General features: G+C 56.8%; 19 protein-coding genes and 1 pseudogene. 8 read left to right on the forward strand and 12 right to left on the reverse strand.

Annotated elements, in window-relative coordinates; translation table 11 throughout:
- On the forward strand, positions 1-296 hold a 296-nt coding region (locus FB593_RS26995; RefSeq protein WP_145167605.1), incomplete at its 5' end, for a transposase.
- A 276-nt stretch (positions 297-572) separates the two neighbouring features.
- Here FB593_RS26995 and FB593_RS27000 read toward each other — a convergent pair.
- A protein-coding gene (locus FB593_RS27000) for an IS3 family transposase (RefSeq protein WP_145167607.1) occupies positions 573-1,786 on the reverse strand; the annotation gives its coding sequence in 2 pieces (ribosomal slippage) (positions 573-1,450 and positions 1,450-1,786; 1,215 coding nt in all).
- Between the two features lie 79 nt (positions 1,787-1,865).
- Between FB593_RS27000 and FB593_RS27005 the strand changes: the two are divergent.
- Positions 1,866-2,233 (forward strand): annotated as a pseudogene (locus tag FB593_RS27005) (DDE-type integrase/transposase/recombinase); the annotation flags it as partial.
- Between the two features lie 255 nt (positions 2,234-2,488).
- Here FB593_RS27005 and FB593_RS27015 read toward each other — a convergent pair.
- The 3 genes from FB593_RS27015 to FB593_RS27025 all read right to left on the reverse strand — a co-directional run bounded on the left by FB593_RS27015 (position 2,489) and on the right by FB593_RS27025 (position 3,486).
- Positions 2,489-2,677, reverse strand: a complete 189-nt coding sequence (locus FB593_RS27015) for a hypothetical protein (protein ID WP_112157615.1) — start codon at positions 2,675-2,677, stop codon at positions 2,489-2,491.
- A 117-nt stretch (positions 2,678-2,794) separates the two neighbouring features.
- Positions 2,795-3,190, reverse strand: coding sequence for a helix-turn-helix domain-containing protein (locus FB593_RS27020; RefSeq protein ID WP_038497213.1), 396 nt, complete (start codon positions 3,188-3,190; stop codon positions 2,795-2,797).
- Positions 3,190-3,486, reverse strand: coding sequence for a type II toxin-antitoxin system HigB family toxin (locus FB593_RS27025; RefSeq protein ID WP_112157613.1), 297 nt, complete (start codon positions 3,484-3,486; stop codon positions 3,190-3,192). Before FB593_RS27025 ends, FB593_RS27020 begins: the two co-directional genes overlap by 1 nt.
- A gap of 338 nt (positions 3,487-3,824) precedes the next feature.
- On the opposite strand from FB593_RS27025, the gene FB593_RS27030 reads away from it, so the two are divergent.
- Both FB593_RS27030 and FB593_RS27035 read left to right on the forward strand, forming a co-directional pair.
- Positions 3,825-4,079 carry a type II toxin-antitoxin system ParD family antitoxin gene (locus tag FB593_RS27030; protein WP_013637268.1) on the forward strand — a complete coding sequence of 85 codons (255 nt, stop codon included), beginning with the start codon at positions 3,825-3,827 and terminating at the stop codon, positions 4,077-4,079.
- Positions 4,079-4,372 carry a type II toxin-antitoxin system RelE/ParE family toxin gene (locus FB593_RS27035; RefSeq protein ID WP_145167611.1) on the forward strand — a complete coding sequence of 98 codons (294 nt, stop codon included), beginning with the start codon at positions 4,079-4,081 and terminating at the stop codon, positions 4,370-4,372. Before FB593_RS27030 ends, FB593_RS27035 begins: the two co-directional genes overlap by 1 nt.
- 50 nt (positions 4,373-4,422) lie before the next feature.
- Here FB593_RS27035 and FB593_RS27040 read toward each other — a convergent pair whose 3' ends face one another.
- Positions 4,423-5,454 carry a LacI family DNA-binding transcriptional regulator gene (locus tag FB593_RS27040; protein ID WP_145167613.1) on the reverse strand — a complete coding sequence of 344 codons (1,032 nt, stop codon included), beginning with the start codon at positions 5,452-5,454 and terminating at the stop codon, positions 4,423-4,425.
- Between the two features lie 164 nt (positions 5,455-5,618).
- Between FB593_RS27040 and FB593_RS27045 the strand changes: the two genes are divergently transcribed.
- Together FB593_RS27045 and FB593_RS27050 are read left to right on the forward strand one after the other, a co-directional pair.
- The gene (locus FB593_RS27045; RefSeq protein WP_003519114.1) at positions 5,619-6,566 is read left to right on the forward strand and encodes a dihydrodipicolinate synthase family protein; all 948 of its coding nucleotides are present in this window, start codon (positions 5,619-5,621) and stop codon (positions 6,564-6,566) included.
- A 227-nt stretch (positions 6,567-6,793) separates the two neighbouring features.
- Entirely contained in the window at positions 6,794-8,176 is a 1,383-nt protein-coding gene (locus FB593_RS27050) for an MFS transporter (protein WP_145167615.1), read from the forward strand.
- Positions 8,177-8,534: 358 nt separating this feature from the next.
- Here FB593_RS27050 and tnpC read toward each other — a convergent pair whose 3' ends face one another.
- From tnpC to FB593_RS27080, 7 genes are all read right to left on the reverse strand, one after another.
- On the reverse strand, positions 8,535-10,190 hold the full coding sequence (gene tnpC / locus FB593_RS27055; RefSeq protein WP_145167617.1) for an IS66 family transposase: 1,656 nt from the start codon (positions 10,188-10,190) through the stop codon (positions 8,535-8,537).
- A 45-nt stretch (positions 10,191-10,235) separates the two neighbouring features.
- The gene (gene tnpB, locus FB593_RS27060; RefSeq protein WP_003517427.1) at positions 10,236-10,583 is read right to left on the reverse strand and encodes an IS66 family insertion sequence element accessory protein TnpB; all 348 of its coding nucleotides are present in this window, start codon (positions 10,581-10,583) and stop codon (positions 10,236-10,238) included.
- The gene (gene tnpA, locus FB593_RS27065; RefSeq protein WP_145167619.1) at positions 10,580-10,987 is read right to left on the reverse strand and encodes an IS66-like element accessory protein TnpA; all 408 of its coding nucleotides are present in this window, start codon (positions 10,985-10,987) and stop codon (positions 10,580-10,582) included. Before tnpA ends, tnpB begins: the two co-directional genes overlap by 4 nt.
- Positions 10,988-11,061: 74 nt before the next feature.
- Positions 11,062-11,238, reverse strand: coding sequence for a hypothetical protein (locus tag FB593_RS28115; RefSeq protein ID WP_414896273.1), 177 nt, complete (start codon positions 11,236-11,238; stop codon positions 11,062-11,064).
- Positions 11,229-11,714 (reverse strand): aldo/keto reductase, encoded by a 486-nt coding sequence (locus FB593_RS27070; protein ID WP_321186352.1) that lies wholly within the window; start codon positions 11,712-11,714, stop codon positions 11,229-11,231. Before FB593_RS27070 ends, FB593_RS28115 begins: the two co-directional genes overlap by 10 nt.
- Positions 11,715-11,848: 134 nt before the next feature.
- Positions 11,849-12,745 carry a transglutaminase family protein gene (locus FB593_RS27075; protein ID WP_145167621.1) on the reverse strand — a complete coding sequence of 299 codons (897 nt, stop codon included), beginning with the start codon at positions 12,743-12,745 and terminating at the stop codon, positions 11,849-11,851.
- A gap of 471 nt (positions 12,746-13,216) precedes the next feature.
- Positions 13,217-13,885 (reverse strand): GntR family transcriptional regulator, encoded by a 669-nt coding sequence (locus FB593_RS27080; RefSeq protein ID WP_112361298.1) that lies wholly within the window; start codon positions 13,883-13,885, stop codon positions 13,217-13,219.
- An 83-nt stretch (positions 13,886-13,968) separates the two neighbouring features.
- On the opposite strand from FB593_RS27080, the gene FB593_RS27085 reads away from it, so the two are divergent.
- Together FB593_RS27085 and FB593_RS27090 are read left to right on the forward strand one after the other, a co-directional pair.
- Positions 13,969-14,589 carry a C39 family peptidase gene (locus FB593_RS27085; RefSeq protein ID WP_186448004.1) on the forward strand — a complete coding sequence of 207 codons (621 nt, stop codon included), beginning with the start codon at positions 13,969-13,971 and terminating at the stop codon, positions 14,587-14,589.
- A 45-nt stretch (positions 14,590-14,634) separates the two neighbouring features.
- Positions 14,635-15,702: a D-alanine--D-alanine ligase family protein gene (locus FB593_RS27090; protein ID WP_145167623.1), complete on the forward strand. Its 1,068-nt coding sequence runs from the start codon at positions 14,635-14,637 to the stop codon at positions 15,700-15,702.
- The last annotated feature ends 196 nt before the right edge of the window (positions 15,703-15,898 follow it).

Here is a 15,898-nt window from a genome sequence, read left to right on the forward strand (position 1 = left end):
GGCAAATGGCGGCCTGGCTTGGGCTTGTGCCACGACAGAATTCGAGTGGCGGTAAGGAGAGGTTGGGACGGATCAGCAAACAAGGCGATCCCTATGTGCGCAAGCTTCTTGTCATAGGCGCTCATGCCGTGTTGCGCTTCAGTCGCAAAGAAGGAACGGGCCCGAAGAAGTGGGCGGCCGATTTGCTGGTCCGTAAGCCGTACAATGTCGTCGCTGTGGCGTTAGCCAATAAGATGGCAAGGATCGCCTGGGCAATCATGGTTTCGGGAGAGCGGTTTCGATCAATCCCGGCCTGATACAGGGAGCTCGAGCTTTTAAAGATTGGTGAGGTGCAAATGGTGTGATGCGAACGGTCGAACCGGGGTCTGTAAGCCCGACATTGGGGTGATGTGCTCACCAGCTCGTTGGAGTGTATGGGAACAGACTTGCGGAATTCATCAGGGCCAGCGGCATCGAAGGCCGCATTCGAAGGCCGTATACATGCCTGCACCCGACCAAGTTGCTACCACACCAAAAGCTCTTGCCAAGCGGAGGCCGTCCATACATGCACCCCGTTTCACCGGACATGTCGGCTAGTTTGATTTAGCCCTGATGAACTGCCGAGGGGAAGCCATCTTGAGCGCGGAATGGGGATGGATTTCGTTGTAGTCCTCGATCCATCCGTCGATGAGCCGGAGCGCTGTTTCGGCGTCCGGTAGAGCTGATATCCGAATATAGTCCCGCTTCAACGTTTTGACGAAGGCTTCCGACATGCCGTTCGACTGCGGACTGGCCACCGGCGTGAAGCAAGGCGTCAGATTGAGCGCCTGGGCAAAGAGCCTTGTGTCCCTCGCGGTGTAAGCAGAACCATTGTCCGAGAGATGCTCGATGGCTTGTGGGGCTCGGGTGGCTGCGAACCGCTTCTCGACCGCCTCCAGCATCATGTCGCGCACGTCAGAGCCGGAGATGCCCGCGTTGGCGACCGCCGTCCAGGCGATGATCTCCCGGTCGAAGGCGTCGATGATGAAGGCGAGACGGATGACCTCGCCATTCCAGCAAGTGAACTCCAGACCGTCCGAGCACCAGCGCAGATTCGAGCGCATCACCATCACCTTGCCGTCGTGGAGGCGGCCCTTGCGAACGGCCGTATGCTTCTCCAGCAGCATGGCGTGGTTGCCCATGATGCGATGAACCCGCTTGGCGTTGACGACAGGCTCATCGGCGGCTCGCCTCTCGCGATTGAGGAGCGCGGCGATCCGCCGATAGCCATAGGTTGGCCTTTGATCCACCAGCCTGCGAATGGCGGGGAGAAGTTCTGCATCCTCGGCCTTGTGGTAGGCTCCGCGCGGCTTTGATCTGCCTTTCAGCCGCTCGACGAGGTTGGAACGGGATACGCCCAGCGTGTCGGCGACGGCCTTCATCGGGAACCGTCCTTCGGCAACAAGATCGGCCGCGATATCCGTTTTTTTGAGTCTGCTTTGGATAAGGCTTCGCGGAGTATTTCGACCTCCATCGTCTTGCGGCCGAGCATGCGCTCCAGCTCGCGGACACGATCCTCCAGCTTCTTCACTTCCGAATTGCCGACAACCGGCTCGTCAGAATCCACGGCTGCAGCACCTCCCTCACTCAAGAGCCTGCGCCACCGGTAAAGCAGATTGGGCGCAACGCCATGACGGCGAGCGGTGGAAGACACCGTCTCGCCAGGTTCGAAACTCTGCTCAATGATTGTCAGCTTCTGCTCAGTTGTCCACCGCCTGCGGCGAACATCACCCGTCAGCAATTCAACGTGTCGATACTCGTTAGACATAAGCCTGTCCTCAAGCCTGTGCTTGAGCCTTTCTGCTTATGCCGACTGTCCGGTCGAAATGGGGGGCAGTTCAGGCCACGATACCAAGGCAGCCAAGCGATTGCTGGTCAGGGTGCTGAAGAAGCAGGGCCTGTCGCCGAGCGCATCGTCAGCGACAAACTGCGCTCATACGGAGCAGCAAGGCGGGATGTAATGCCCGGCGTCGAACATCGATCTCACAAGGGCCTGAACAATCGCGCGGAGAATTCTCACGTGCCGCTTCGAAAACGAGAGCGGATGTTGCAGGGCCTCCGTTCCGTCGGCGGCTTGCAACGTTTTATCCCGGTCTTCTCAGCAGTCAGAAATCTCTTCGTGCCGCCACATCAGAAACGCTCAGCCCTAGCCACCCACATTCATCTCATCCGCGCAATGGCGCATTGGAAAGTCGTGACCGGCGCAACTGCGTAAGCTCATCGGCAAACGCCTTGTCGGGGATTAAGCAAACAACGTGACATTCCATCCTGTTCAAAGAAACCCATATAACCAAGGAGCCATGCGTTGTGGATTTCAGAACGAGCGAGAAGCGTGCGAAGTGAGCGTGGCATCAATTTGCCATCATAGCCTATCAAATACACTCGCAGGTAATATAGTATCTTGTCCATCTCGAATTCGTTCCCTGACCTCAAACATGGATTTGTTTTCGTCTTACGAGCCGCGCTGGCCTTAGTTGGACTTTTCGATGCGGCGGTGCCATGCGTGATAATGGCTGGCGCTTTCTGGCGTTATCCGCGCCAACGGCAACAACGCCGCCTGCTCATCCTCATCGAGGTATGACGCATAAGCGACAGCCTGGATGGCTTCGTGCTCGCCAGCGAATATCCTGAGGAAACCCTCGAGAAATTTCCTGCCCACGCCCAGATCGAGCGCGCCTTTGTTGTACGCATCTCTTAGAATTCCTTGATAACGTCGGCGTTGATCATGACTGGTCTCCGGGCGTTAGCTGGAATTCTGGAATGACGCTGGCAGTCGTCAGGCGGACTTCAGTTCCGGACCGTCAAGATGATAAGGCTCAACAAGGCAATCGGCAGGAATTCCCCATTCCTTGTGCAGCCGGTGAATCATTTCGACAGTCAGAGCACGCTTTTTGTTCAGCACTTCAGATGCACGAGAACGAGAAGCGAACAGCGTCGCGAGGTCACTCTGGCTGCGTCCTGTCAGCTCCATGTGGGCCTTGATAAGTTCAATCGGCTCGGGTGCATCGATGGGGTAGTGCTTGTCTTCGTACGCTTCGATGAGATCGGAAAGGACATCGAAGCGCATACCATCGGTACTGAAAGGATCGGGCGGGTTATCGAAATACTGACTGACCTCTGCAATGGCCCATGCGAGGTCATCATCGTTTCTGATGGCGCGGATGTTGTCCATTACACTGTCTCCGGGTTAATCTGGTCATATTCCTTGTGAGTGCCGATGAACTTGATCAGTACTCGTTTGTAGGGGTAGGCGACGTGGACAATGAGCCGGTATTTGTTGCCCGATATGTCGAAAATGATGCGATTGTCGGAAACGAAATCTACCGTCGCGCCGAATGTTGCCTTCACATCGGCCGGCGTCGCCCATTCGGCTTTGCTGACCATCGCGTGCCACGTTTTCAGGGGCGTCTCGGTGTGAGTGTGAAGCTCCCAGAATTGTCTCAATGTAGACTTGGCGATGATCTGCATAATCTTTGTCTACCATATTCCCAAATTGGGAACAAGAGGGATATCGGATGCGGAGAATAGCAAGTTTACTCTCCGCAATTATGCGGATTTTATCGTGCTTAATTTCCGCACCGCGCTTCAATCAGTGATGCTAGCTGGCGCGATGAGATGAAGAGGGCTGGTCGATCTCATTCAAATCGTGCCAAGAAATTGCTTTGGTAAGACAATCTCCCAACCGAGGAAAATTGATTAGCAGGGTCGCTGGTTCATATCCTTTCAACGTGCTGTAATTGCGACCTAATCATTAGTTTGACAAACTTTGCCATCAGCGAGTATGTTGAGGCATTAAGGAGACTCGAATGGCGACGATGAATGTATCCCTGCCAGACCCCATGAAAGATTGGGTTGAAGCACAGGCCAAGACTGGTCGATACTCGAACGCGAGCGATTATGTCCGGGACCTGATCCGCAGAGACCAAGCGCGTACGGATAAGATTGCCGAGATGCAGCGATTTGTCGACGACGGGATCAGAAGCGGAGTTGGGAGCCGTTCAACGGAAGAGTTGTTTGCTTTAGCCACTTCTCGAGCTGACATAAGCCGCGGACGCGCTTAATGCCATTTAGCCTATCTGTCCAAGCGGAAGAGGATATTATTTCCATTGCAGAAGAAGGTATCCGCATCTTCGGAGCACTAGTCGCCAGACAATATCACGATGAGCTTTTTGCCTTGCTCGAGCTCATCGCCACCAACCCAAGAATGGCACGCGAACGCCATGAGATTTCTCCTCCTGTCAGGATCCATCCTTTCAAAGCTCACCTTGTCGTGTACCGCATCATTGAAGACGGGAGCGTATTCATCATCCGCATACGGCACAACCATGAAGATTGGGCGGGAGATTCTTTCTAACCAACCACTTCGCCGAATTTATAACATATTGGTCGTAAGTGCGAATCTCATCAAGAGCGAGGTTTGGTCGAGCTCTTTCTGGGAATGAGCGTTGGAGCGGAGATGCGGATTCGATCTTCGCTTGAAATTGTTCCGCTCGCCAGAAGATCCAGAGCACTCGAAGCAATCTGATCAAAAGGTACACGCAGCGTCGTTAGTGGTGTTGGAAGGTGGCTGACGATGGGAATGTCGTTGTATCCGACAACGGAAATATCGTCAGGCACAGACAGCCCCATACGCGACAGACCGGACAAGGCCCCGATTGCGGTGTTGTCGTTCACGGCGAAGATTGCCGTAGGACGATCATCTAGGCGCATAAGCTGCTGTGCTGCATCCGCGCCAGCATCGATACCGAACGTCGAGGGGATGATGTAATCCAGGCGGACAGCGATCCCTGCCTCTTCAAGAGCCCGGCGATAACCTTCGACACGTCCAAGTGAGCTGGAAGCATAGGACGGTCCGGCGATTACACCGATGCGTCGATGCCCCAGATCCAGCAGATGTCGTGTTGCGAGATATCCACCCAATCGATCGTCACCGACAGAGGAAAGGCTTCGACCATCACTGCGGAGAGCTAAAACAAAAGGTATCCCTCGAGCAGTGAGTACCTCTGGGAAATCGTCGTCCTCGCGGGCTGTCGACAAGATCAATCCGTCCACGCCTCTTTTGAGAAGAGACTCTGCCGCAAGCCTGTCAGCTTTAGGCTTGTCGTCGGTCGTAGCGACAATGGCGAAGCGTCCCGTTTTGCTGCACGCCTTGGCCAGTGCTTCATACAGCATCGCCATAACAGTATCCGTCAACCGAGGCACGATCACACCAACCGTCATGGTATTGCCGCGCCTGAGGCTCGCTGCCGAGACGTCGCGCATATAGCCCATATCCTCTGCGACTTTGCGCACTCGCCGGGATGTGGCGTTGTCGGACTGAGGCAAACGTTCATCTAAAATGCGCGACACCGTCGACTTTGACACGCCTGCAGCAGACGCAACATCGTGGATGGTTATGCGCGTTTGGCGACCCGTCTCTTTGACCTCTGATTTCATTTCTGTTTTCCGCGCCACGGTACCCTCACATTCGCTAGGGGTGAACATGCATCAAAAAAACTATTGACTCCAGTAAAATCCAGCTCGATAGTGGGAACGTTCCCATTAACGATCCCACCACTGGTCGCGAGGCGGACAGTGGCTATCTGAGGAGGAGATATCCCATGCAAGCAATGGACATGAGAGGCCTGAGCCCGGCGCCGGTCACTGCATTTACTCGTGACGGCGAGGTCGATTACGCCGCTAATGCCCGCATTGCCAAATGGCTTGCCGGAATGGATGGCGTGAAGAGCTTAGTTATTCTCGGCCACGCCGGTGAAGGCACATTCCTGACGGAAGAAGAGCGTCTCAAGCTCATCCACACATATGTCGACGCTGTCGATGGTCGCATCCCAATCATTGCCGGCATCACCGGTGAAGGAACGAGGGTTGCCGCACAAGAGGCAAAGAAGTGCAAGGCTGCCGGCGCGACAGGCGCGCTCGTCTATCCAAACCATGGCTGGCTTCGCTTTGGTTTTCAAAAAGGCGCACCGCAAGATCGTTACAAGGCGATCTGGGAGGAATCCGGTCTGCAATGCATTCTGTTCCAATATCCTGATGTGACCAAAGCCTCCTATGATCTTGATACCCAGCTTGCGATCGCGACCCAGGAAGGGGTCGTCGCAACCAAGAACGGCGTGCGCAATATGAAGCGCTGGTACGTTGAAATCCCGGAACTGAAAAAGGCCAATCCGAAACTTCAGGTCTTGAGTTGCCATGACGAGTGGTTGTTGCCGACCATGTTTGATGTCGATGGTTTGCTCGTCGGCTACGGCAATATCGCACCGGAACTGCTGATCGACCTGATCAATGCTGGTAAGGCACAGAACTACCCTGAAGCCCGAAAGATATTCGAACGTTTGCTTCCCGTCACGCGCGCCGTGTATCACAGAGGCTCTCACATGGAGGGTACCGTTGCGCTGAAACTTGGTCTCGTTCACCGTGGCGTGCTGGACCATGCAACCATCCGCGAGCCGCTCAAGAATCTTGGCGAAAAGGCTGAAGCTGAAATCTTCGCCGCCTTCGACGCTGCTGGTATCGGCCGTGTCGACCAACTGATGGCGGCAGAATAATAACAACAGCCCCTGCCTGAAAGGCAGGGGCTGTTGAAACAAGGGGAGGGGATATTGCTGCACATCGGGGGTGACGTGCCGCAATCGCACGTTCGTAACGACGTGCATGCCTCACCGATATGAGCGATGCCTTCCGACTATCGCCGCGGACGATTCCGGAAGCTGAGACGATCAATCCGTCAGGTTCGACGCCAGGCCGGGAGTGGGCCAGGCAAAGGGAGGAAATCATGAACATGGAACAAAGGTTGACGGCGTCTACGCTGCTCGTCGATCCGCAAGCTGAAATCAGTGCACGCCTTGAACGACTTCCGGTAACCCGCGAAGTTTTCTGGGCTCGTAACATCGTTGGTGCTGCAACATTTTTCGATGGTTATACGGTCATCGCAATCGCCTATGCCATGCCGGTTCTGGTCCGTGAATGGAATCTCACGCCCGGCCAGACCGGCATGATCCTGTCTATGGGTTATCTGGGACAACTCATCGGAGCGGTGTGCTTCGGCTGGTTGGCGGAAAAGATTGGACGTCTCAAGGTCCTGCTGTTTACGATCCTGCTTTTCGTCAGCATGGACATCGCTTGCCTCTTCGCAGCCGGCGCTGGAATGATGATGGCTTTTCGATTTGTTCAGGGAATTGGAACGGGTGGTGAAGTTCCTGTGGCCAGCGCCTACATCAATGAACTGATTGGCTCCAAAGGGCGCGGTCGTTTCTTTCTTCTGTACGAAGTGATGTTTTTACTCGGCCTCGTTGGTGCGGGATTGATTGGATACTTTATGGTGCCAGTTTATGGCTGGAAAGCCATGTTTGTGGTCGGCCTTGTTCCTGCGCTCCTGATGATCCCGCTGCGTTGGTTCCTGCACGAATCCCCCCGCTGGCTGGTTGTCAACGGGCGCTATGAGGAAGCCGACAGAATCGTGACCAAATTTGAAAACAGCGCACGCTCGTCTGGTCACGAGTTGCCTGAACCAAAGATCGTAGCGGCTCCCTTGCACCGCAAATCCGACTGGCGTGAACTGTTCCAGGGCATCTATCTCAAGCGCACGCTGTCTATCTGGGCTATGTGGTTCTGTGCCTATATGGTCGCCAATGGCACGATTACATGGCTCCCGACCCTGTATCGGCAAACCTTTAACCTGCCGCTCGAAACCAGTATATTTTACGGCTTCATGACGTCAGTCGGCGGTGTGATCGCAGCGATTATCTGCGCACTGCTCATCGATAAGGTTGGACGCAAGCGTTGGTATGTGGGAGCGCTGCTGATCGCACCCATTCCGCTCGTCGTTCTCGCCTGGTTGGGGGCCACATCGGCAACGCAGGTTCTTATCCTTGCCGGACTGGCCTATGCCATCCTACAGACGGTGACGTTTTCGCTGTACCTCTATTCGGCAGAAATTTACCCGACCCGTCTGCGTGCCATTGGCACCGGGACAGGCAGCGCTTGGCTACGCCTTGGGTCGTCAGCGGGGCCGATTGCCGTTGGCTGGGTGATGTCATCAATGGGTATTCAATATGTTTTCGGCGCATTCGCAGTCATATTAGTCGTTGGAGCGCTAGTAACGGCCGTGTTCGCAGTGGAAACCAAGGGTAGGGTTCTGGAGGAGTTGTCCCCATAAAAATTGACCCTGACCGCCTAGCATGATTGACCCTGCATGAAAGTGCCGGGTCAATCATGCGTTTCCGACACTAAGTGATCAATGCAGGCTGATTCGCTTTGTTTTTCTTATCTGATATCTCATGGTCGTCAGTTCGGCTCCCATCAAGGCGACAGCATTACAAGCTGCGAAGGCTTAGGCAGCTATGCGTGCCCCATTTCGGTCGCTCCTGCCAATAGCCTTGGCTCCAACCAGCGCAGGTTGCTCGGCTAGATCGAGGGGTATCCTGAGCGTAGCCCGAGATTAAGGACCACCCATTTCAGAGTGTTGCAGCCTCCCAGTCTGGAGCAAAAGGTAAGCCTCCGGTGAAGGCCACAGGTCAGGCAGCTTGAGCGTTGACGGTCGGCGGCGTCCAATTCCACGGAAGCAACTGCTCCAGCCTGGTAATCGGCGTGTCGGCGATGCGGGCAAGAACGTCGGCCAGCCACGCCTGCGGATCGATGTCGTTGAGCTTTGCCGTCATGATCAACGTGGCCATGAAGGCTGCACGATCCGCGCCGCGGTCTGATCCGGCGAAGAGCCAGGACTTCCTACCGAGTGCGAAGCCTCGCAGGGCTCGCTCCGCGGCGTTGTTCGTGAGGCAAATCCGGCCATCCTCCAGGAATGATGTGAAGCCATCCCAACGCTTGAGCATGTAATCGATCGCCGCGGCGACCGGAGAACTGCGCGACAGTTTTGCCCGCTCGTTTTGAAGCCAGGCCTGCAGACTGTCGACGAGCGGCAGGCTTTCCTTGCGGCGACGTTCCATGCGTTGATCGGCCGTAAGCCCGTTGATCTCCCGCTCGATATCGAACAGGCCGTCGATCCGTTTGACGGCTTCGAGCGCCATAGGCGAGATCGGCGCGGCGTTCTTTCCACGCTTGGCATTTGCGGCAATGTCGGCGAGCACGAAGAACTTACGCCGCGAGTGTGCCCAACAAAACGCCTGCCTTAGAGGATTTGGATCGCGATCAACCTTGAACAGTGGATTGTAGCCGCCATAGGCGTCCGCCTGCAGAATGCCGGTGAAGGTCTTCAGGTGGCGCTCCGAATGCTCCTGCCGTCGATCGCGCGAGGCATAGTAAATTGCGGCCGGCGGAGAGAGCCCTGCGAACGGGTGATCGTCCCGGACATAGGTCCAGATGCGGCCGGTATCGGTCTTTCCCTTCGCCAGGATCGGCACTGTCGTGTCGTCACCATGCAGGCGCTCAGCGGCAAGAACATGCGCTTCGATCAGACAATGAAGTGGCTTCAACGTTGCGGCACATGCTCCGACCTGATCGGCCAGCGTTGACAAGCTGATGTCGACGCCCTCGCGGGCATAGCGTTCGCTCTGGCGATTGAGCGGCTGGTGCTGGGCGAACTTCTCGAACAGGATCATCGCCAGCAGGTTTGGCCCGGCAAAGCCGCGTGGCGTTACATGGAAGGGAGCCGGTGGCTGCGTGATCTTCTCGCACTCGCGACAGGTAAACTTCTCCCGCACCGTCTGGATGACCTTCCACTGACGCGGGACGACCTCCAGGGTCTCGGTAACGTCTTCACCAAGCTTCGACAGTTTGGTGGAGCCGCAGCAGGCGCAATTCGCGGGAGCAGCGATTACGACGCGCTCACGCGGCAGGTGTTCAGGAAAGGGCTTGCGTGACGGACGCCTGCGCTCGAAAGCTTTGACGGTTGAAGCTTTGGCTGCGATCTCCGCCGCCAGTTCATCTTCACCGGCGTCTGCTTCGAGCTCCTCGAGTTGCAGTTCCATCTGCTCCAGGAGCCGCGCCTTACGCTCGGACCGGCTGCCGTAGAGTTCACGGCGAACCTTGTCGATCTCCAGCTTCAGCCGCGCGATCAATGCCTCGGAATGCGATACGAGTGCTTTTGCACTGGCGGCTTCGGCCTTGGCGGTCGCCGCTTCTGCTTCGGCTGCAACACGTCGAGCGCGTTCCTGGGCCAGCAGGGCAAGGGCACTGGCAAGGTCGTCCGGAAGCTCTTCAGTCGTATTGCTCATGACAGGATGGAATCATATTCGAGCCTGTCATTCCAGTGTTTTTACTCATCCGGCCGACGTCGGCCGCCAGGTCTTTTGCGGCATCCGCCAGTCGATACCTTCCAGCAGATAACCGAGCTGCGCAGGTGTGATCACCACCGTGCCATCGGCTGCTGACGGCCAGATGAAGCGGCCACGCTCCAGCTTCTTCGTGAACAGGCAAGCGCCCTGGCCGTCATGCCAGATCACCTTGATCAGGCCACCGCCGCGACCGCGGAATACGAACAGGTGTCCACACATCGGGTCACGCTTCAGCGCCTCCTGCACCATCAACGACAGACCGGGGAAGCCCTTGCGCATGTCCGTATAGCCCGTGGCCAGCCAGACCTTCACGCCAACAGGAACCGAGATCATCGCAGACCCAATACGCAATCGAGAATCCGGCCAAGCGCGTCCGTGTCAATATCACTATCCACGCGGACCCGACGGCCCCGGCCGAGCTCGATTGTTACATCACTGCGCTTCCGACGAGGATGGAATTTGGTGGGTGGTTCCGGCTGAGCGGGGGAGACTGTCGAAGCGGCCTCGGATACGATCACCGGCACCAAAGTCGCCGTATCAGACCTTGGCTCCTCGATCCGGCAAAGCTCTTTGCGCCAACGGAACAACTGGCTGACATGGATGCCGGCCGCGCGGGCAATCTCGGAGATGACCGCGTCTGGCTCAAAGCAGGCAGCGACGAGGCGCTCTTTGTCTTCGCGCGACCAGCGACGGCGGCGCTCGACAGACGTGATCACCTCAATTGGATGCTTCGTCATATGACTACTCCTGGTGTTACCACTAGGACTGGCAGTCAGCAGGCCGTCATCGCAAGACGGCCTTCACCGTGGGCTTACAGCAAAAGTGGATCAACGTAGCGTACGTCCTTCGTCAGAGCCGCGATAGCCGCGCGGTCCTCCTCGTCGAGGTGAATGTTGAGCGCATCGAGATTGGCTCGCTGGCCGGACGAGCGAGCGGCTTTGGGGATAGCGATGACGTTTTCCTGATCCAGAAGCCAGGCTATGGCGATCTGGGCTGCGGTGGCGCGATCCTAGCGAGAACGGGATCCTTTGCCGCCCGGCCTTGCGCAAGCGGCGCATAGGCGGTCATCGGCATACCCCTGCGGCGAAGGTAATCCAGCATCGGCGTGTGCGACAGGAACGGATGATATTCCACTTGATGAACGGCGATGGGGGCGCCGATTTCCTCGATCGCATGCCGGATCATGGCAGGTTGAAGTTGCAAACGCCGATGGCGCGCCAACCCTTCCTCCTTCAGTTTGGTGATGGCGTCGAGCGTGGCGCTTATGTTCATCTTCGCTGATGGCCAATGCACGAGGAAGAGATCGATATGGTCGAGGCGAAGCTTGCGGAGGCTCGTTTCGAAGGAGCGTCGCAAGGCATCGGGGGAGAGCTTGTCGTGCCAGACCTTGGTGGTGACGAAGAGGTCAGCGCGGTTTATGCCGGAGGCCGCGAGCGAGCACACATTCTCACTAATCAACATCATGCATGTTCGGCGCAGGCGCGAAAAAGTGTCGGTTCACCCGGTCGAGGTATCTTCATCATAAAATTCCGTTGCGCCGGCGAATTGCCGTGAGGCTAGCTTGGGCGGCAAACGCCGGAATAGGCAATGCGTTCCGATCAGTTGAGCACAGTTTCGATGCGATCATCCGTTGTGACGTTGACCTGGACTGACATGCCCTCGTAGTCAGCGGCTGTTCCGTCGTAACTTCCCCACAAAGGAACTGCCTGCTTCGGATCCCGCGCCACCCCAACACGGATAAGATCATGGTTGCCCACGATACCGTTGGTTGGGTCGAACTCAGCCCAACCGGCGCCCGGCAAATAGATCTGGCACCACGCATGGGTGGAACCGCCGCCAAGGGTGGTTGATCCGTCTCGGTCTGGAACGTAGATATAGCCCGTGACGAACCTGGCCGCGAATCCAAGTGATCGAGCGGCCTCCATCATAAGTAGCGCGAAGTCGCGGCAGGTTCCCTTGCGAAGCTGCAGCGTCTCGGTCGGCGCTTGCGTTCCATGCTCTTGTCGTCGGGCATAGATGAAACTTTCATGGATGGCGTAGCACAACGTCATCAGCAGGTGCCCGGTTTCAGTGGGTTGCCCGATTCGCACGAATTGGCGCGCCCATTTACCGACCTGATCATGTGGATCAGCGTAATGGCGCTGGATGGTTCGTTCCAGATCCAGCGCTTCGTCTGGATCATATGAAAACGGGTAAGTCAAAGCGTCCTGATCGATTTGCAGATCAATTGCGACATAGGGTGTATGGTCAAGGCGAATGACGGTTTCGAAGCGGAGCTCACGTGAGGGTTGAGCAAAGCCTATGACTGCGACGCAGTTTCCGAACACATCATGGATCCAACGAAGATAGTCCGGTTCCGGGTCGATGAGGAGTCGGGAGCTCAGCAGCGTCTGATCGAAACTGTCTCTCGGTCTGAACAAAAGTCTGTGCTCTCCGAACTCAACCGGCCGTTTATAACGATAGGACGTGACGTGTCGGACGGTAAATATTGTCATCGATCACCGGGGGTACGAGGTCCAGGACGGCTGGTACCGTATCACTCTAAAGAAGCACATGCATTGTTACATCGTTCCAGCTGGCATGAGATAATCCGCGCGGGCGATGGCCCCCAACCTATTGGTGACAATCCGGCTGAGGTTGAAAACCGTGATGCAGCCTATCAAATGTCCCGAAGAAGCCCACGCCTAATCCACCTTGAGCCCGCCCTATGCGTTCGCGACGTTAAGCTAAAATCACTCTTTGTCCACTTTCAGCCGAAGCGAAAGATAGTTTTAAGTCGAAACTTCCGAAGAGGTCGTGATAACGCAACGGTCTGTCAGGGTAGATTCCTACTTCCGCGGTGTGGGGGTCAGCGGTTCACCTCTCATCAAGAGCAAAAAATGAACCTGTTACCCGTCTCAACGGCAGCGAATCTCCTAAGTCAAGCGTACTTTCGCCCGTCTCGAACGCTGAACCGGCGAGCCGCCTTAGCTCGACTGGGCGGCCGTGCTGAGCTTGCGACTTCCTTCAAGCAAATGACGCTGCAAAATTGCACTTGCAGCGTCGATATTCCGATCTCTGCAAGCCTTTAGCAGAGCACGGTGCTCCTCCTGCGATTGCTGCTCATAGTCCAAGCTGGATAGCAATACACGTATGTAGCGGTCGGCTGCATCATGGTGGGTAGCGATAAGGCCGATGAGCCGCTCATTTTGGCAGGCGCCGTAAAGTGTCATGTGGAACTGCTTATTCAGCGTCCCCCAACGTCCCACATCCTTCTCAGCGTCGATCTGGGCGAGAAATGTTGCCGCCCTGTCCAAATCGGCTGTCGTCAGCCCTACATATGATAGGCGCAAGGCTTCCGTCTCCAGTAGCGAGCGAATGGAATAGATCTCCGCAATCTCCTTGGCATCTATTCTTGCCACGAAGGCCCCCTTTGTCGGGTGAATGGTTACGAGGCCCTCGCTTTCCAGAAGCCTCAAGGCATCACGCACAGGCATGCGGCTGAACCCAAATCGTGCGGCCAGCTCGTCTTGTCGGAGCGCGACGCCACCGCGAAGCTCTCCACCGGAAATCGCTTCCCTGAGAACCCTTGCGATACGATCCGCCACGGTCTCCGGCCGGATGGTTTCAACATTTATTGCGACGAAATCGTTCATGGCCAACCTTCTCCGAGACAGCAATCATCTTGATCATGCCAAGCAACCTCGTATACGAGTATACCGCTCAGGAGATTTTTGCCATGCCCTTATCAACAGGCGCCGTTCCTTATTTCAGTCAGTGGGAAACACCGGAGATGACATTGCCCGTGCTTGCCGAAGGATCTGCGGCGCTGCTGCGCGATCCGCTCTGGCGGCAATCGGGTGCCGAGACGATCGAGGAATACGCGCGCTGGGCGGTCAATGTCTGCGGCATGGCCTGCCTGAAGATGATCCTGGCAGCGCGCGGCGACCTGCTTCCGACGCTTGCTCTCGCCCGTGCCTGCACCGCCTATGGCGGCTATGTCGTCAACGAGCTGGATGCTTCGATCAAGGGACTGATCTATGCGCCCTTCGTGACCTATGTGGGCGAGCGCTTCGGGCTCTCGGCAGAAACGATGACGGGTGTCGCAACAGAGAGCATCCCCGGTCTGCTCGCTGAACGCCCGTTCTTCATCGCCTCGGTCAATAGCGGCATACGCTGGCCGGAACGCATGCCGCCCTCAAAAGGCGGGCATCTCATTCTGGTGACGGCAGCCTCGGCTGATACGGTCCGTTTCCACAATCCATCCGGTCATGATGCTGCGAGCCAGGCGGATGTGCTGCTACCGCTTGCCATATTCGACCGCTTCTTTGCCAATCGCGGCATCGCGATCGGCTTCTGACATCTATTTAGACTATTTAGACACGAGATTATTTTGGGGGTTTTCATGACATCTTCCCGCGGCAAGCTGCGCATCGCCGTTCTCTTCGGCGGCCGCTCGGCCGAACACGACGTCTCCGTCATGTCGGCGACGAATGTCGTGGGGGCACTGGAGCCCTCGAAATACGAGGCGGTGCCGATCTTCGTGACGCGGGAAGGCGAGTGGCTGCTCAGCCATTTCGAAAATGGCGTGCTCGCCAGGCCGGCAAACGGCACCGAAATCGCATTGGTGCCCGGCGGGCGTGGGCGGATGATCGCCATCGACGGCGGCAGGATGAGCGATGCCGGGAAGATCGATATTCTGTTCCCGGTTCTGCATGGTATTTTCGGCGAGGATGGTTCCGTGCAGGGACTGGCGGAGGTGGCCCGCGTGCCACTGGTTGGCTGCGGCATCCTGGGTTCAGCGACAGCGCTTGACAAGGATATCGCCAAGCAGCTGCTGCGGGCGGCGGGGTTACCGGTGGCGCGTGCTGTTACCGTGCATGCGGATCGGGTGCCGTCCTTCGACACGCTTGAGATCGCGTTGGGTTTGCCGCTGTTCGTTAAGCCGGCGCGTCAGGGGTCTTCGGTCGGCGTGCGCAAGGTTTCCGGCAACCAGGAATTTGCGCCGGCGCTCGCGGAGGGCTTCAAGCATGACCGCAAGCTGCTTGCCGAGGAATTCATCCGCGGCCGCGAGATCGAGTGCAGCGTGCTCGAGGACGCCAAGGGTGGCCTGTTCGTCTCTCGCCCGGGTGAGATCATCCCGGCCGAAAGCCATGGCTTCTATAGCTACGATGCGAAATATATCGACGACGATGGCGCGGCGCTGACGGTTCCGGCAGAGCTTCCGCCAGAGGTTGTGACGAAGATCCGCGAGACGGCAGCACTCGCCTTCCGGGCGCTCGGTTGCGACGGTATGGCGCGCGTCGATTTCTTCCTGACCGAGGACATGGCTTTTTTGGTCAACGAGGTGAACACCATTCCGGGGTTCACCGATATCAGCATGTATGCGAAGGCGATGGCGGCAAGCGGCGTCAGCTATCCTGAGGTAATCGACCGGCTCGTTGAACACGGTTTTGCGCGCGCCGGCCTCTGAGCCGCAAAATGCCTCTTCCCGGTGTAGTAGACATGCACCGGGAAGAAAAACGCCGCAGCTTCGTCTGCTCTTGTGACAAGAACTGGAATAAGCCGGATTAATGCCGTTGCATGCCTGCGTCTGCTGTGTTTCTTGCGTTTTTGGCGGGTATGTATTACATAACTTATTGAAAATTGGTGGTGATAACGATGTCTAG

Origin of the sequence: Rhizobium sp. SJZ105 (genome assembly GCF_007828365.1) — a bacterium.
GTDB lineage: Bacteria > Pseudomonadota > Alphaproteobacteria > Rhizobiales > Rhizobiaceae > Agrobacterium > Agrobacterium tumefaciens.

Bases quoted from the DNA above. Each gene is read 5' to 3' on its own strand.
- FB593_RS27020 (WP_038497213.1), bottom strand. From the start codon at position 3,190: ATGGACAACATCCGCGCCATCAGAAACGATGATGACCTCGCATGGGCC.
- FB593_RS27025 (WP_112157613.1), bottom strand. From the start codon at position 3,486: ATGCAGATCATCGCCAAGTCTACATTGAGACAATTCTGGGAGCTTCAC.
- FB593_RS27030 (WP_013637268.1), top strand. From the start codon at position 3,825: ATGGCGACGATGAATGTATCCCTGCCAGACCCCATGAAAGATTGGGTT.
- FB593_RS27035 (WP_145167611.1), top strand. From the start codon at position 4,079: ATGCCATTTAGCCTATCTGTCCAAGCGGAAGAGGATATTATTTCCATT.
- FB593_RS27040 (WP_145167613.1), bottom strand. From the start codon at position 5,454: ATGAAATCAGAGGTCAAAGAGACGGGTCGCCAAACGCGCATAACCATC.
- FB593_RS27045 (WP_003519114.1), top strand. From the start codon at position 5,619: ATGCAAGCAATGGACATGAGAGGCCTGAGCCCGGCGCCGGTCACTGCA.
- FB593_RS27050 (WP_145167615.1), top strand. From the start codon at position 6,794: ATGAACATGGAACAAAGGTTGACGGCGTCTACGCTGCTCGTCGATCCG.
- tnpC (WP_145167617.1), bottom strand. From the start codon at position 10,190: ATGAGCAATACGACTGAAGAGCTTCCGGACGACCTTGCCAGTGCCCTT.
- tnpB (WP_003517427.1), bottom strand. From the start codon at position 10,583: ATGATCTCGGTTCCTGTTGGCGTGAAGGTCTGGCTGGCCACGGGCTAT.
- tnpA (WP_145167619.1), bottom strand. From the start codon at position 10,987: ATGACGAAGCATCCAATTGAGGTGATCACGTCTGTCGAGCGCCGCCGT.
- FB593_RS27070 (WP_321186352.1), bottom strand. From the start codon at position 11,714: ATGATGTTGATTAGTGAGAATGTGTGCTCGCTCGCGGCCTCCGGCATA.
- FB593_RS27075 (WP_145167621.1), bottom strand. From the start codon at position 12,745: ATGACAATATTTACCGTCCGACACGTCACGTCCTATCGTTATAAACGG.
- FB593_RS27080 (WP_112361298.1), bottom strand. From the start codon at position 13,885: ATGAACGATTTCGTCGCAATAAATGTTGAAACCATCCGGCCGGAGACC.
- FB593_RS27085 (WP_186448004.1), top strand. From the start codon at position 13,969: ATGCCCTTATCAACAGGCGCCGTTCCTTATTTCAGTCAGTGGGAAACA.
- FB593_RS27090 (WP_145167623.1), top strand. From the start codon at position 14,635: ATGACATCTTCCCGCGGCAAGCTGCGCATCGCCGTTCTCTTCGGCGGC.